Source organism: Pseudomonas sp. S30 (genome assembly GCF_016518545.1).
In the GTDB taxonomy this organism is placed as follows: Bacteria; Pseudomonadota; Gammaproteobacteria; order Pseudomonadales; family Pseudomonadaceae; genus Aquipseudomonas.
Window position 1 is genome coordinate 1 of the sequence record NZ_JACVTO010000013.1, and the last position, 14,520, is coordinate 14,520.

14 protein-coding genes are annotated in these 14,520 nt (G+C 68.0%); 12 read left to right on the forward strand and 2 right to left on the reverse strand.

The window, feature by feature from the left end:
* Positions 1 to 87: 87 nt before the first annotated feature.
* Entirely contained in the window at positions 88 to 2,151 is a 2,064-nt protein-coding gene (locus IAE34_RS15280) for a PhoX family protein (RefSeq protein WP_200139798.1), read from the reverse strand.
* 224 nt (positions 2,152 to 2,375) lie between these two features.
* On the opposite strand from IAE34_RS15280, the gene IAE34_RS15285 reads away from it, so the two are divergent.
* The 12 genes from IAE34_RS15285 to IAE34_RS15340 are packed head-to-tail and all read left to right on the forward strand — an operon-like array spanning position 2,376 to position 12,990.
* Positions 2,376 to 4,016, forward strand: a complete 1,641-nt coding sequence (locus IAE34_RS15285; protein ID WP_200139799.1) for a lipoprotein UxpA — start codon at positions 2,376 to 2,378, stop codon at positions 4,014 to 4,016.
* Positions 4,013 to 4,438: a pilus assembly protein PilZ gene (locus IAE34_RS15290; RefSeq protein WP_200139800.1), complete on the forward strand. Its 426-nt coding sequence runs from the start codon at positions 4,013 to 4,015 to the stop codon at positions 4,436 to 4,438. Before IAE34_RS15285 ends, IAE34_RS15290 begins: the two co-directional genes overlap by 4 nt.
* Before the next feature lie 3 nt (positions 4,439 to 4,441).
* A complete protein-coding gene (gene gspD, locus IAE34_RS15295) occupies positions 4,442 to 6,397 on the forward strand; it encodes a type II secretion system secretin GspD (RefSeq protein WP_200139801.1) in 1,956 nt (651 codons plus the stop codon).
* Positions 6,397 to 7,845: a GspE/PulE family protein gene (locus tag IAE34_RS15300; RefSeq protein ID WP_200139926.1), complete on the forward strand. Its 1,449-nt coding sequence runs from the start codon at positions 6,397 to 6,399 to the stop codon at positions 7,843 to 7,845. Before gspD ends, IAE34_RS15300 begins: the two co-directional genes overlap by 1 nt.
* A gap of 2 nt (positions 7,846 to 7,847) precedes the next feature.
* On the forward strand, positions 7,848 to 9,050 hold the full coding sequence (gene gspF, locus IAE34_RS15305; RefSeq protein ID WP_200139802.1) for a type II secretion system inner membrane protein GspF: 1,203 nt from the start codon (positions 7,848 to 7,850) through the stop codon (positions 9,048 to 9,050).
* 14 nt (positions 9,051 to 9,064) lie between these two features.
* Positions 9,065 to 9,499 carry a type II secretion system major pseudopilin GspG gene (gspG, locus tag IAE34_RS15310; RefSeq protein WP_200139803.1) on the forward strand — a complete coding sequence of 145 codons (435 nt, stop codon included), beginning with the start codon at positions 9,065 to 9,067 and terminating at the stop codon, positions 9,497 to 9,499.
* Positions 9,471 to 9,938 (forward strand): type II secretion system minor pseudopilin GspH, encoded by a 468-nt coding sequence (gene gspH / locus IAE34_RS15315; RefSeq protein WP_233631171.1) that lies wholly within the window; start codon positions 9,471 to 9,473, stop codon positions 9,936 to 9,938. The genes gspG and gspH overlap by 29 nt, the downstream gene beginning before the upstream one ends.
* A complete protein-coding gene (locus tag IAE34_RS15320; RefSeq protein WP_200139804.1) occupies positions 9,935 to 10,303 on the forward strand; it encodes a type II secretion system protein in 369 nt (122 codons plus the stop codon). The genes gspH and IAE34_RS15320 overlap by 4 nt, the downstream gene beginning before the upstream one ends.
* Entirely contained in the window at positions 10,300 to 10,890 is a 591-nt protein-coding gene (locus IAE34_RS15325) for a prepilin-type N-terminal cleavage/methylation domain-containing protein (protein ID WP_200139805.1), read from the forward strand. Before IAE34_RS15320 ends, IAE34_RS15325 begins: the two co-directional genes overlap by 4 nt.
* Positions 10,887 to 11,951 (forward strand): GspL/Epsl periplasmic domain-containing protein, encoded by a 1,065-nt coding sequence (locus IAE34_RS15330; protein WP_200139806.1) that lies wholly within the window; start codon positions 10,887 to 10,889, stop codon positions 11,949 to 11,951. Before IAE34_RS15325 ends, IAE34_RS15330 begins: the two co-directional genes overlap by 4 nt.
* Before the next feature lie 8 nt (positions 11,952 to 11,959).
* Positions 11,960 to 12,334: a type II secretion system protein GspM gene (gene gspM / locus IAE34_RS15335; protein ID WP_233631172.1), complete on the forward strand. Its 375-nt coding sequence runs from the start codon at positions 11,960 to 11,962 to the stop codon at positions 12,332 to 12,334.
* Positions 12,331 to 12,990, forward strand: coding sequence for a general secretion pathway protein GspN (locus tag IAE34_RS15340; RefSeq protein ID WP_200139808.1), 660 nt, complete (start codon positions 12,331 to 12,333; stop codon positions 12,988 to 12,990). The genes gspM and IAE34_RS15340 overlap by 4 nt, the downstream gene beginning before the upstream one ends.
* A 21-nt stretch (positions 12,991 to 13,011) precedes the next feature.
* On the opposite strand, the gene mltF is transcribed toward IAE34_RS15340, so the two are convergent.
* Positions 13,012 to 14,469: a membrane-bound lytic murein transglycosylase MltF gene (gene mltF, locus IAE34_RS15345; RefSeq protein WP_200139809.1), complete on the reverse strand. Its 1,458-nt coding sequence runs from the start codon at positions 14,467 to 14,469 to the stop codon at positions 13,012 to 13,014.
* Between the last annotated feature and the right edge of the window lie 51 nt (positions 14,470 to 14,520).

The window sequence follows — 14,520 nt, forward strand, 5'->3', positions numbered from 1 at the left end:
GAAAAAGTAGGTCGCTGTAAGAGCGAAAAGGTGAATCAGCGTCAACAAAGCCAACGGATATTCACACCGTCTAAAAACCAAAAAATCTCAAGCCGTCCCAATAACCCCCCCATCATCCCTCTGAATCACCACCGTCGAAGCCCTGGGCCGCACCTTGGTCCCCGCCGCCGTCACATCGGTGGCCTTATCGGTGGAAGGCCAATTCCCCGGATGCTGAATATTGACGAACAACGTCTTGTTATCCGGTGTAAAGGCAATCCCCGTCACCTCACACCCATTCGGCCCAACGAAGAACCGCCGCAAATCCACCTGATTCTGCGCATTGATCGGCACCTGCTTGCCGGTGGCATCGACCAGATCGGTGGGAATCACCGCCAGCAACTGGTCATTGGTGTAGCTAGTGACACTGCTCTCGCCGTTGTCGGTCTCGAACCACAACACCCCCCGGCTATCGAAACTCATGCCGTCAGGACTGGCGAACTGGTTCAGCTCCGTCAGGCCCGAGCGGTTGATCTCCGGTGCTCCACCAGCATTGGCACCGAACACGAAAATGTCCCAGGTGAAGCGCTGCTGGTCATCGCTGTCATGCCAACGAATGATGTGCCCGTGGCGGTTAGGGCCGCGTGGGTTGGCCGCGTCGACCTTGTCCGCAGTCCGCGCGCTGTTGTTGGTCAGGGTCAGGTAGGCGTCGCCGTTGAGCGGGTTCACGGCGGTCCATTCCGGGCGGTCCATGGGCGTGGCCCCCACCGCATCGCCTGCGCCACGGGTGTTGAGGATGATGCCCGGCAGGTCGCCGAACTGCGCGCCCAGGGTGCTGCCGGAGGTGGTCGGCGTGGCCACGTCGAGCAACAGCCACAGGCCGGAGCCGTCGGCATTGAACCGAGCGACGTAGAGCTTGCCCTTGTCCAGGTACTTGGCGCCGGTGGCCAGGCGGTCGGCCGGCGTCGCGTCGGCGGGGTCCCATACGGCGTCGGAGACGAACTTGTACAGGTACTCGTTGTTGGAGTCGTCGCCGGTGTACCAGACCAACGGCTTGCCCGCCACCGGCAGGCCAGGGCAGCAGCCCTCGTGGCGGAAGCGGCCCAGCGCGGTGCGTTTCACGGCGCGAGAGGCGCTGTTGTAGGGGTCGATCTCGACGATGTAGCCGTAGGTGCTGGCTTCGTTACGGTAGTCGTCGCTGGCGCTGGCGCCGGTTGGGGTGACGTCGAAGCGTGCGAACTCGTCCTGGACTTCGCTGGCGTCGCCGGCCGCGGTTTCCCAGCGATACTGGCCACGGGTGGCGCTGACACCGATCCGTACCTGGTCGGCCGGACGCACGCCCTTGTTGACGAAGATGCCCGGCCAGTTCTCCTCGCAGGTCAGGTAAGTGCCCCACGGGGTGTAGCCATTGCCACAGTTGTTGTTGGTGCCGCGAGCCTGGGTGCCGGCCGGCGAGAAGCGGGTCTTGACGTGATCGCTGCCGCGCAGCGGGCCGGCGATGTCCATCACCGAGGCGGTGGTGAAGCGGCGGTTGAGCGGGTCGTTCTGCACCACCTGCCAGCGGCCGTTGACCTTGCTCAGGCGGACCACCCCAGCGCCATGGGCGTTGATCTCCTTGCGCACTTCCTCCACCGGCCGCTTGCCGGAGGCGTCCACGGTAGGGCCATTGGGGTGCAAGGCATCGGGCTCGATGTATTCGAAGTTGATCGCCAGCAGGCCGTCCTCGGAGCTGCCGTTGATGGGGAAGAAGTGCATGCCGTCGTGGTTCATGCCCATGGCATTGGCCTGGTCGGTCGAGGTGTTGCTGCCATCGGCTTTCCACGGGTTGGCGGTACCGTTGAGCGGCGTGCCCCACGGCGCGAGAACGTAGGCGCTGTAGCCGGCGGCGACGACGCAGGCGTCGGTACGTGAGCCGGCGATGGATTGGAAACCGAGCTTGAGCTTGGCCGGTGGCTCGGTCACTGGCGGTTGGGGGGCAGGCTCGTCGGAATGGGAGCTGCCACCGCCACTGTCGAAACAGGCGGTCAGGCCTGCGCCGGCGATCATCGCGATGGCCGCTCCGAGGCTGCCACGCATCACGGTGCGGCGGCTGAGGTAGGCGTCCATCACGCTGGCCATGGGCAGGTTGCCGCTCGCGTTCCGGTCCAGGTTATCGCCGCTTTCTCGACTCATCAGGGGTTCCTTGTAATGGCTGTGCAAGAGAACCGCGACTGTAGGGAGCGAGTGTGATGATTCATTGGCAGAAATGTTAAGGGTGGTACAAAACTAGCGGTTATTAGTAACAAAGTTTGTCAGAACTATTCCGTCGGCGTTGTCGAATTTCTGCCATCAAACTGTCATGCCTGCACCCCAATATCCGGGACCCTAAGTCAGCAGCGGGCAAGGATAAGGTGTCGATGACGAGCCGGATGGGCAGGCGCGAGGTGATGAGCTGGATGGGTGTCGGTGCCTTGGCGCCGTTGCTCGGCGCCTGCGCGGCGATGCCAGGCCAGCGCAGCGAAGACGCTTCGCTGGAGCTGCTGTATGTGGCCGACACCCTCGATGCCCGGCAGCCGGGTTTGCCGGTGGTGCCTGCGACCCGGCTGGGGCCGGTCAGTCACCTGGGGCGCGCGCCCTGGATGACCGGCCGAGCCGCCGCTGCAGGTCATCCACCCTTGGCGCCGCTGCTCGATGCCGAACAGGCCTCGCAGACTTCTCTTGGCGGCTACGCGGTGCTGGCGGCCTTGCTCGAACAGTTGCGCGGCGAGGCCGGTAGCGAGCGCTGCCTGACCCTGGAAAACGGCCAGGGCTGGAACGGCAGTGGGCTGGCCTACCTCACCCAGGGCGACAGTGGCGTACAGGGCTCCCGGCTGCTGGCCAGCGAGGTGCGGGTAAGCAGCGATGAGCGGGTGCTGTGGCCGCAGCGCTGCGCCGGCCTGTACCGGCAATCCTCGGCCGTCACCCTGGGGGCCGGGCTGAGCGCCGAGCAGCGCGAGCGTTTGGCCCTCGAGCCGATGCACGTGTTCCAGCGCGGCGGCGTACGGATCGCCGTGGTCGGTATCACCGACCCCTATGCCCAGGACCAGAAGGCGTCCTTGAAACAGTGGTATCAGTCGCTGCTGCCAAGCTTCGAGCAGGCGCGCCGCGAAGCCGACCTGGTGGTCGCCCTGGCCGATGTCGGGACCGGCCCCGGCCTGTGGCTGGCCGAGCGGATCGCCGATATCGACGTCTTGCTCTGCGCACGCGGCCAGGACCTGTGGCCGGCGCCGGTGCCGGTGACCCAACCCGGTGGGCGGCAGGTGCCGGTGCTGTTCGCCGGCTGTCGGGGCAGCGGCGTGTATCGCCTGCACTGTAGCCGGCAAGGCGGTCAATGGCGTTTCGAAGCGCGCTTCGTCCCGGCCTTCGACAGTCAGCTCAATGCCGCGGCCCAGGCCCGCGCCGGCCAGTTGCGCACGACCCTCGATCAGCAACGCGCCGGGCATGCTGCCTGGCTCGACCAGCCCTTGGCACGGGCGCCCCAGGCCCTGTGGCGACGCGATACCCGAGGTGGCAATTGGGATCGGCTGCTGCATCAGGCACTGGCCGATGGCTCGAGCATCCCCGTGCTGCTGCCGGGCTTGCGCTACGACTGCCCACTGCGCGCCGGTCAGGCGATCACCCGCGAGCATCTGATCAACCTGACCGGCGGGTATCCGGCGCCCGTAGTCGAGGCACCGGCGCGTCAGGTCGAGCAGGTGCTGGAGAACGCGGCCGAGCAGTTGTTCGGTGATCCATTGCTGCTGGACAACAGTCAGGACCTGCCGCGCTGGCAGGGCCTGGCCTGGCAGGTCAGCTACAGCCCGTCTGGCAAGCGTATCGCCGGATTGCCGGCGGTGCAGGGGCTGTGTCGGACCTTCGGGGTGCATTTCGATGCCCAGGCGGGCGAACCGCTGTGGCAGAAGGTCGAGGCCTGGCTGGCGCGGCAACCGGCCGATTGGCAGCTGGCGTCGCTGCAGTGGCCGGAGGTGCGCTATGTCCAGGGTCACCCGGGCTGGCACCCGCGCCAGGAGCGTGCATGAACCTGGCTTCGCGAGCCCTCAGCCTGGGCTTGCTGACCCTGGCCGGCTGGCTGGCGGCGCAGTGCATCCTGCAACTGGGTCGCTCGCCCCAACCCCTGAGTGCCGAGCGCCCGCCGCCGGCCGAGTTGCCTGGTCTGCTGGCGGGGCATTGGCGAGCCGTGCCGGAGCAGGCGGGCATGCCGCTGACCCGTCTGCCGGTGCAATACCTGGGTGGGCTCAAGGCCGAGCCTTGGTCGGCCAGCGTGGTGGTGCTGCGCTTCGGCCAGCAGGTGCGCACCCTGGGTCGCGGCCAGCGCCTGGCGCCGGGGATCGTGTTGCAGGACATCGACGCCGATGGCCTGATTTTCGACAACCAGGGGCGGCGCGAGCGCCTGCCCTGGCCGCCACGGCCTGCCGTGACCGGCTTCAAGCGCCAAGGGTGAGCGATGATGTTCCGAAACTGCGCGGCCAGCCTGCTGAGCCTGGGCCTGGTCTGCACACCGGTGTGGGCCGAAGAGCCCGAAGTGGACGACAACGGTGTGCCCCAGTACGAGGTGAATTTCGTCGATACCGACATGGGCGAGTTCATCGACAGCGTCTCGCGCATCACCGGCACCACCTTCATCGTCGATCCGCGGGTCACCGGCAAGGTCACTGTGCGCACGGTCGACCGGCATGACCCGGAGGCAATCTACGACATCTTCCTCGCCCAACTGCGCGCCCAGGGCTTCGCAGCCGTCGACCTGCCCAACGGCAGCGTGAAGATCGTCCCCGACCAGGCCGCGCGCCTGGAGCCGGTGCCGGTCGAGCGTGCCGGCAAGCCGGGCAAGGGCAGTGACGGGGTGGCGACGCGGGTGTTCAATGTGCGCAACGCGGCCAGCGAGCAGATGCTCGGCATTCTCAAGCCGCTGATCGATCCGCGGGTCGGCGTGATCACGCCTTATCCCGCGGCCAACCTGCTGGTGGTGACCGACTGGCGCAGCAACCTGGAACGCATCGATACCTTGTTGCGCCAGCTCGACCAGGTCAGCGACGAACCCTTGCAGGTCATGCCGCTGCAGCATGCCAGCGCCGCCGACACCGCGCCGTTGCTCGCCCGCCTGCTGGCCCGCGAGCAGGGCGTCGACAATGCCCAGGTGGTGGCAGACCCTCGCAGCAATGCGCTGTTGGTGCGCGGCAGTGCCGACAGCCGCGAGCGCGTGCGCGCCTTGCTTGGCCAGTTGGACCGACCCAGCGACCCCTTGCGCAGCAGCAACACCCAGGTGATGTACCTGCGTCACGCCAATGCCGCCGAGGTGGTCAAGGTCCTGCGCGGCCTTGGCCAGGACGGTGCGGTGCCCGACGCGCCGGCCGGCGAGGGCAAGCCGGCGGTGGCCCGGGCCGCCAGCGATTCGGGCGTGCGCCTGGAGTATGAGGAAGGCGCCAACGCGGTGGTGATGGTCGGGCCCGACAGCGAGCTGGCGGCCTATCGCAACATCGTCGAGCAGTTGGACATCCGTCGCGCCCAGGTGGTGGTGGAGGCGATCATCGCCGAAGTGTCCGACTCCAGCGCCCAGGAACTGGGTGTGCAATGGCTGTTCGCCGACCAGAAGTTCGGCGCGGGTATCGTCAATTTCGGCGGCAATGGGGTGAACATCGCCAGCATCGCCGGGGCTGCGGCCAGCGGCGACAACGTCGGGCTGGGCAAGCTGCTCGCGGCCACCACCGGCGCCACGGCGGGCATCGGTCACTTCGGCGGTGGCTTCAACTTCGCCATGCTGGTCAACGCGCTCAAGGGCAAGAGCGGTTTCAACCTGCTGTCCACACCGACCCTGCTGACCCTGGACAACGCCGAGGCGTCGATTCTGGTCGGGCAGGAAGTGCCCTTCGTCACCGGCTCGGTGACCCAGAACAACGCCAACCCCTACCAGACCATCGAACGCAAGGAGGTGGGGGTCAAGCTGCGCATCAAGCCCCAGGTCAACAGCGACAACAGCGTACGCCTGGACATCGTCCAGGAGGTGTCTTCCATCGCCGAGACCACCGCAGCCAGCGATGTCATCACCAACAAGCGCGAGATCCGCACCAAGGTCATGGTCGACGACAATGGCCTGGTGATCCTCGGCGGGCTGATCAGCGACCAGTCCAATGCCAGCGACCAGCGCGTGCCGCTGCTCGGCGATATCCCAGGCCTGGGCCGGCTGTTTCGTTCCGACAGCCGGCGTAACGTCAAGCAGAACCTGATGGTGTTCATCCGCCCGCGCATCCTGCGCGACGGCTCGAGCCTCGCCGGCCTGAGCCAGGACAAGTACCGCAGTCTGCAACGCGACACCACATTGCAGGTGCCCGAACTGGCCGAGGGCAGCGCGCTGTTGCAGGCCTTCCCGGCCAGCCGTGCGCGCCTGGAAGGTGGCGACTGGTGATGCTGTCCTACCGCCTGGCGCGCCACAGCGGCGTGGCGATGGCGCCGCACGAGCCAGGCTGGCAACTGTGGTTGCGCGAGGATGCCGACAGCGACCAGGTGCAGGAACTGCTGCGCGTGCACGGTCGGCCGACCCAGGTCCAGCGGCTGGACCGTGCGGCCTTCGACGAGCGCCTCGGCCAGCTGTACCAGGCTGGCGATTCGGCCACGGCGGCGCTGATCGAAGGCATCGGCGACCAGGTCGACCTGCAGAGCCTGATGAGCGAGATGCCGCGCGTCGAAGACCTGCTGGAAAGCGACGACGAGGCGCCGGTGATTCGCCTGATCAACGCCCTGTTCGGCCAGGCCCTGCGCCTGCATGCCTCGGACATCCACATCGAGACCTTCGAGCAGAGTCTGGTGGTGCGCCTGCGCGTGGACGGCCATCTGCGCGAAGTGCTGCGTCCGCCCAGGGCGCTGTCGGCGATGCTGGTGTCGAGGATCAAGGTGATGGCGCGCCTGGACATCGCCGAGAAGCGCCAGCCCCAGGACGGGCGCATCAGCCTGCGCGCCGCTGGCCGCGAGGTGGACGTGCGGGTCTCGACGTTGCCGGGCATCCACGGCGAGCGCGTGGTGATGCGCGTGCTCGACAAACAGGCCAGCCTGCTCGACCTGGATCACCTGGGCATGCCGGAGAACGTGCTGCGCGGCTTGCGCGGCTGCCTGGCCCGGCCCAATGGCATCGTGCTGTCCACCGGGCCGACCGGCTCGGGCAAGACCACCACGCTATACGCCAGCCTCAACAGCCTCAACGACGGCAGCCGCAACATCCTCACCGTCGAGGATCCGGTGGAATACGCCATCGCCGGCATCGGCCAGACCGCCATCAACCCCCGGGCCGGACTGACCTTCGCCAGCGGTTTGCGCGCCATCCTGCGCCAGGACCCGGACGTGATCATGCTGGGCGAGATCCGCGATCGGGAAACCGCGCAGATCGCCGTGCAGGCCAGCCTCACCGGCCACCTAGTGCTCTCGACCCTGCACACCAACAGCGCGGTCGGTGCGGTGACGCGACTGCGCGACATGGGCATCGAACCTTTTCTCATCGCCTCCAGCCTGCGCGGCGTGCTGGCTCAGCGCCTGGTGCGGCGCCTGTGCGGCTGTGCCCGGCCCCAGCCGTTGCAGCCCGCCGAGCGGCGCCTGTGGCCGGAGCTGGCCATGCTGTCCGCCACCCATCACCCCGTGGGGTGCGAGCAGTGCCAGGGCACCGGCTATGTCGGGCGCCTGGGCGTGTACGAGTTCGTCGAACTGGACGCCGGCCTGATCGGCCTGCTCTATGACGGCGCCAGCGAGGCGGCGATGCAGACGCACCTGGCCAGTCGCCGCCAGAGCCTGGCGAGCATGGCCAGCGAGTGCCTGGCCCGTGGCCAGACCAGCCTGGCCGAAGTGCTGCGCGTGGTGCAGGGCTGAGCATGCCGACCTATCGCTACCAGGCCGTGGACATGGCCGGCAAGGCGCACAGGGCCAGCATCCAGGCCGACAGCGAGCGCCATGCCCGCCAGTTGCTGCGCGAGCAGGGCTTGTTCGCCCGTGCGTTGCAGCGCCAGCATGGCGCGGCGCGGCAGCCCCGGCGCCAGCGCCTGACACGCGCGCAATTGTGCGAACTGACCCGCCAGCTGGCCACGCTCACAGGAGCGGGCATCGCCCTGGTCGACGCGCTGGCCACCCTCGAACGGCAACTGCGCGCGCCCGCCTTGCAGGCCGTGCTGGTGGCGCTGCGCGGCGCCCTGGCCGAAGGGCTGGGTCTGGCCCGTAGCCTGGCTCGCCAGGGCGCGCCCTTCAATGGGCTGTACTGCGCCCTGGTCGAGGCCGGCGAGCGCTCCGGGCGCCTGGCCCAGGTCCTTGCGCGCCTGGCCGATCACCTGGAACAGGTCCAGCGCCAGCAGCACAAAGCGCGCACCGCCTTGATCTACCCCTGCGTGCTGATGGGCGTGTCGCTGGCGGTGGTGGTGGGCTTGATGACCTTCGTGGTGCCCAAGCTCACCGAGCAGTTCGCCCACTCCGGGCAAGCGCTGCCAACGATCACCGCGCTGTTGATCGCCCTCAGCCAGGGTCTGGCCAGTGCCGGCCCCTGGCTGCTCGGCGCCGCGCTGGCGCTGCTGCCGTTGGCGGGCTGGCTGCTGCGCAAGCCGCACTGGCGCTTGCGCCTGGATGACGCGCTGTTGCGTCTGCCGCGTGTCGGAACGCTGTTGCAGGTGCTCGAAAGCGCCCGCCTGGCGCGCAGTCTGGCGATTCTCTGCGGCAGCGGCGTGGCCTTGCTGGAGGCACTGCAGGTGGCCAGCGAGACGGTCGCCAACCAGAGGATCCGCCTGGCCCTCGAGCAGGTACGCCAGCACGTGCAGGGCGGCACCAGCCTGCATCGGGCGCTGGACGCCTGCGCCCAGTTCCCGCCGCTGCTGGTGAACATGGTCGGCAGTGGCGAGGCCAGCGGCACCTTGGCCGAGATGCTCGAGCGCGTGGCCGACGACCAGGAGCGCGGCTTCGCGCGCCAGGTCGACACGGCCATGGCGTTGTTCGAACCCTTGATGATCCTGGTGATGGGCGGCGTGGTGCTGTTCATCGTGCTGGCGGTGCTGTTGCCGATCATGCAGCTCAACCAGGGTCTGCACCTGTGAACTGGAGACGTCCCATGCCCCCTCGCAGTACCCGCCAGCGCGGCTTCACCCTCATGGAAATCATGGTGGTGATCTTCATCATCGGCCTGCTCATCGCGGTGGTCGCCCCCAGCGTGCTGGGCAACCAGGACAAGGCCATGCGCCAGAAAGTGATGGCCGACCTGGCCACCCTGGAGCAGGCGCTGGACATGTACCGGCTCGACAACCTGCGTTTCCCCACCACCGAGCAGGGCCTGGCGGCGTTGGTCAAGAAGCCGACGCAGGAGCCCGTGCCGCGTGCCTGGCGCAGCGACGGTTATATCCGCCGGCTGCCGCAAGATCCCTGGGGCACGCCGTATCAGTATCGCGTGCCGGGCGAACAGGGCCAGGTCGATATCTATTCGCTGGGCGCCGACGGGGCGGTCGGTGGCGAGGGGCTGGATGCCGATCTGGGCAACTGGGCGCTTTGAGGTGCCAGGGCAGCGCGGCTTCAGCCTGCTCGAACTGCTGGTGGTGCTGGCCATCGCCGGGCTGATGACCGGTATGGGCGTGGCTTGGCTCGACGGCGGGCGCTCGGCACCGGAGCAGGCCTTGCAGCGCCTGGCGGCGGCCGTGCGCGAGCAATCGGCAGTGGCCCGCCAGGCCGGTCAATTGCGCGGGCTGCGCTGGGATGGACAGCGTCCGGAGTTCGTCCGGCATGACGGCAGCGGCTGGGTGCCCGATTCGGTGAAGATCGGCGACTGGCCGGCGCAATTGCGCCCTGACTGGCCGGTGGGTGGCCAACCGCCGTTGCTGTTCACCCCCGAGGGCTGGGCGCACCCCGGCAGCGTGCGCTGGCAGTGGCCTGAGGGCGAGCAGCGCTGGCGTTGGGCGCACGAGGGTCGCCTGACGGTGACGAACGCGCCATGAACCCACGCCAGCGCGGTTTCACCTTGCTCGAGGTCTGCGTGGCCCTGGCCATAGCCGCGCTGCTGGCGGTGATGACCAGCCAGGTGCTGCGCCAGCGCCTGGCGGTACAGGACAGCGTGCACCAGCATCGGCTCGGCGCACTGTGCGCCCGCGAATTGCAGGCACGTTTCACCGTGGAGCGCTACTGGCCATCGAGCGATACCGGCAGCGGGCAGCTGCAGCAGGGCGGTCAGCTGTGCCACTGGACCCTGCAGCTGCGCCGTACCGGCGTGCGTGACCTGCGTCGCGGCCAGTTGCAGCTGTTCGCCGACCGCGAGCAGCGTTTGCCGCTGGGACAGTACACCCTGTTCCTGGAGCGGCCATGAAGCGAACTCAGGCAGGGCTGACGCTGGTCGAGCTGCTCGTGGCCCTGGCCCTGACCGTGGTGCTGGGGCTGCTGTTGGCGGCGCTGGTGCAGGGCTGGCTCACGGTCCGCGAACGCCTCGCGGGGCAAGGTGAAGACACCCAGGTGCTGGAGTTCTGCCTGGCACTGGAGCGACGCTTCGACAGCCCCGTGCTGCGCCAGCTGTACGAGCAGCGCTTGCCGCTGGCGATACGCTGGCTCGACTGGCAGGCGACCACCAGGCAGCTGTCGTGGGTGGCTGCCGCCGCCTGGCCGCAGGCCGAAGGCGGTTCTCGCCTGCAGCGACAACGGCTGCGGCTGGAATCCGACGGCCAGCGGCTGCTGCTGGAAACCTCGGCGGATCTGTATGCCGCCGAGCGTCCCCGGTGGGTGCTGCGCGAACGCCTCGATCGGGTCAGCGCACTGGACATCCAGTACTTCCACGCCGGCAGTTGGCTGAGCTGGCCCGCCGATCAACCGACGCACCCCGGCCGGGGTGTGCGTCTGCACCTGCAACGAGATGGAGTCCCTTATGTCTGCACCTTCGTCCTGCCCTGGGGGCGCTCATGATGCGTGAATGGCGCCGGCGCGGGGCATCCCGCCCCTGGTTGCTGCTGCGTCCCGGCACCAGCGGCTGGACGTGGCGCTTGCAGGCCCGCGATGAAGCCTGTGACCAGGGCCTGGGGCAGGCGCCGCAGGTGCCGGGCGCGCGGGTGGCGCTAGTGGTGCCGGGCGAGCTGTGCAGCCATTTCCAGCTGCCGGCGCCACCGAGGCTCAAGCGTGAAGAGTGGCCGCTGCTGCTCGAGGATCGGCTGTTGCAGGGGCCCGAGGCACTGGACTGCGCCTGTATCGGCCGTCCAGCCGGTGAACTGCGTCTGCTCGTCGTGGACCGCCAGCGCCTGGACGACTGGCTGACGCAGTGCCAGGCCTGGGGGCTGGAAGTCGAGCGCTGCTGGGCGGAATTTCAGTTGCCCGCCCCACCCCAGGCCGGGCAGGGATGGCGCTGGCAGCGAGGCGATCAGGCGCTGTATGCGCGAATCGCCGATGACGGCCGTGAGCAGTGGCTGGCTTGGCCGCAGGCGCTGGACGGTTGCCCGTGGGAACCTCAGGCATTCGCGCCGATCGACACGTCCTGGCCGTCACACTGGGCGGACCTGGATGCACTGCCTGGCCTGCGGGCGCGGCGGCGACCGTCGGTGCGCATCGCGCTGACCCTTGCCCAACGTCGTGCTGTGGCCGCCTGCGCAGTGCTCGCAGCGGTCTGGGGTGCGACCTGGTCAGCCCAGCAGTGGCGGCAGGCCCAGGTCTACCGCCAGCAGGTCGAGGCGGTCATTGGCGCGCAGTCGTCACCTGTACAAGCGTCCCGAGCACTCAGGGCCTTGCAGGCGGCCTCCGACGAGATGGCGCTGCGCCTGCGCCGCCTCGAGGCCCTGCAAGCGCAGACGCAGCACTGGCTCCAAGCGCATCCACAGTGGCGCGTTCGCGCCGTGCATTACGACGGGCAGCGCTGGCAGTTGCAACTGGAAGGAGAGGGCGCGGCGCCGCCGTGGCAGGAGATGGCCGGTGCAGTGGGGGCAAGCTGGCAGCTGCAGGGTTCGGACGTGGTCTTCGATCTGGGGGCAGGCGCATGATCGGCTCCTTGAATAGACGTCAGCGACTGGCGGCGGCCTGGCTGCTGATCGGTGTGCTGCTCAGCGTACTGGTGGGTCGCGAGCTGATGGCCCACTGGACCCAGATGCGCCAGTGGCAGGGGCTGGCCGAGTCTGCCGTGCGCCTGCAGTCCAGCTCGCCCCTGGGCCTTGAGGCGCTGCGCCAGTCGGCCCAGGCGCGGGGAATCGCCCTCTCGCAGGTGACGCCGCAAGACGGCCAGTGGCAGGTGCGCGGCCACGTCGTGGATCCGCAGCCTCTGCTGCTGTGGTTGCAGGCCCTCCAGGTCGAAGGCGCAGTGCCACTGCAGTGGGGGCTGGAGCAGGAGGGCCGGCGCCTGCGCTTCGACCTGTGGCTGCGGCCATGAGGGAGCGAGTACTGCTCTGGCCGTGTCTGGTCTGCGCGGCCAGCCTGCTGGTGGAATTGCCTGCACACTGGCCCGTGGCCTGGGCGGGTGTGCCGGCCAGCGCGGTGCAGGGCACTCTCTGGAGAGGGCAGGCCGCCCGCTTGGGCGATGTCGGCCCGTTACGCTGGCGGTTTCAGCCAGGGCAACTACGGGCGCAGCTGTGGCTGGGTTACCAGGGGCAAGACTGGCACGCCGAGGTCTCGGGCTGGCCCTGGCACTGGCGCGGACGCATCGAAGCCCTGGCTTCTGCCGCTACCGTCACGCCTGGCTATCGCCTGGCGGGCCAGTGGCAGGGTCAGCTCGACTTGACCGGGCGCTGGCGGCGGTGCGTCGATGCACAGGGCCGCTTGCAGACCCAAGCGCTGGCACTGGTCGCGCCGTGGTCGCTGGACCTGGGGCAGGGCTGGCTGCAGATGCGCTGCGCGCCCGACTGGCAGCTGCAAGGCGCACTGGATCTGGAGGGTGAGCACCGTCTGGACCTCGATGCCAGCCTGATGGCGCGACACGCACGCCTGGCGTTCGCCGTCCAGCCCCAGGCCGCACTGACGCCCCTGCTGCGCGGCGCCCAATGGCTGGGGCCGGAAGCGGCCCACGGCGAGCGCCAGTTGCGCTGGTGATGTGCGGACGAACCGGGCGCTCTACAGCGGCGGCGACTGGTCCGCAGGCTTGTCCTTGTTGACCCCCGGCACGTGCAGGCTGCCCTCGGCCACCTGACCTTCGAGCTGCGGCTGGGTCACCCAGGTGAGAATGTCGTAGTAGCGACGGATGTTGGCCACGAAGTGCACCGGCTCGCCGCCGCGCGCGTAGCCGTACTTGGTCTTGCTGTACCACTGCTTCTGCGACAGGCGTGGCAGCATCTTTTTCACGTCTAGCCACTTGTTCGGGTTCAGGCCTTCGCGCTTGGCCAGGGTGCGAGCGTCTTCGAGGTGGCCGGTTCCCACGTTGTAGGCGGCCAGGGCGAACCAGGTGCGATCCGGCTCGAGGATGCTGTCGTCGAGCTGTTCCTTGATTAGTGTGAAATACTTGGCCCCGCCCATGATGCTCTGGCGCGGATCGAGCCGGTTGGACACGCCCATGGCCTGGGCGGTGCGCTGGGTCAGCATCATCAGGCCGCGCACGCCGGTCTTGGAGGTGACTTCGGGTTGCCACATCGACTCCTGGTAACCGATGGCGGCCAGCAGGCGCCAGTCGACCTGTTCGGTCTTGGCATAGCTCTTGAAGTGTTTTTCATACTTGGGCAGGCGCTGCTGCAGGTGCTGGGCGAAGGTATAGGCGCCAACGTAGCCCAGCACGTCCACGTGGCCGTAATAGCGGTCCTTCAGGCGTTGCAGCGTGCCGTTGGCCTGGGCCTTGTCGAGGAAGTCGTTGATCTGGTTGAGCAGGCTGTTGTCTTCGCCAGCCGCCACCGCCCAGCGCTGGTCGCGCGCATCGCCCAGGTCGAAGGCCACCCGCACGTTGGAGAAATACACCTGGTTCATCGCCAGTTCGTTGGAGTCCACCAGGGTGAGATCGATCTGGCCTTCGTCCACCATGCGCAGCAGGTCGACCACTTCCACCGCGTCGGACTCTTCGTATTGCAGTGTGGGGTACTGCTTTTTCAGCTCGGCCAGCTGTTCGGCATGGCTGCTGCCCTTGAGCACCACGATTTTCTGACCGATCAGGTCCTTCGGTTCGGTGGGCCGTGAACGGCCATTGCGGTAGATGACCTGAGGGGTGACCTGCAGATAGGGGTGGGAGAACCTGGCCTGGGTGCGGCGCTGTTCGCTGCTCACCAGGCCCGCGGCGGCCAGCACCGGGCCGCGCGGCTTGCCGAGTTGGTCGAACAGGTCGTCCAGGTTGTCCGCCGTCTCGATCTCCAGCTTGACGCCGAGATCGTCGGCGAAACGCTTGACAAGCTCGTACTCGAAACCGGTTTCGCCGTTGCGATCCTGGAAGTAGGTGGCCGGGCTGTTGCGGGTCACCACGCGCAGCACGCCATCCTCCTTCACACGCTCGAGAGTGCTGGGTTTTTCAACACAGGCACCGAGCATCAGGAAGAGTCCGGTTGCGAAGAGCCATTTGGCGCAGCGCTGGCGCAAAGCAGTGTGGGCGAACATGGGGTGCAGTATACGCAAAGGACTGCCGGCGCCATATCTCGACAACGGTCA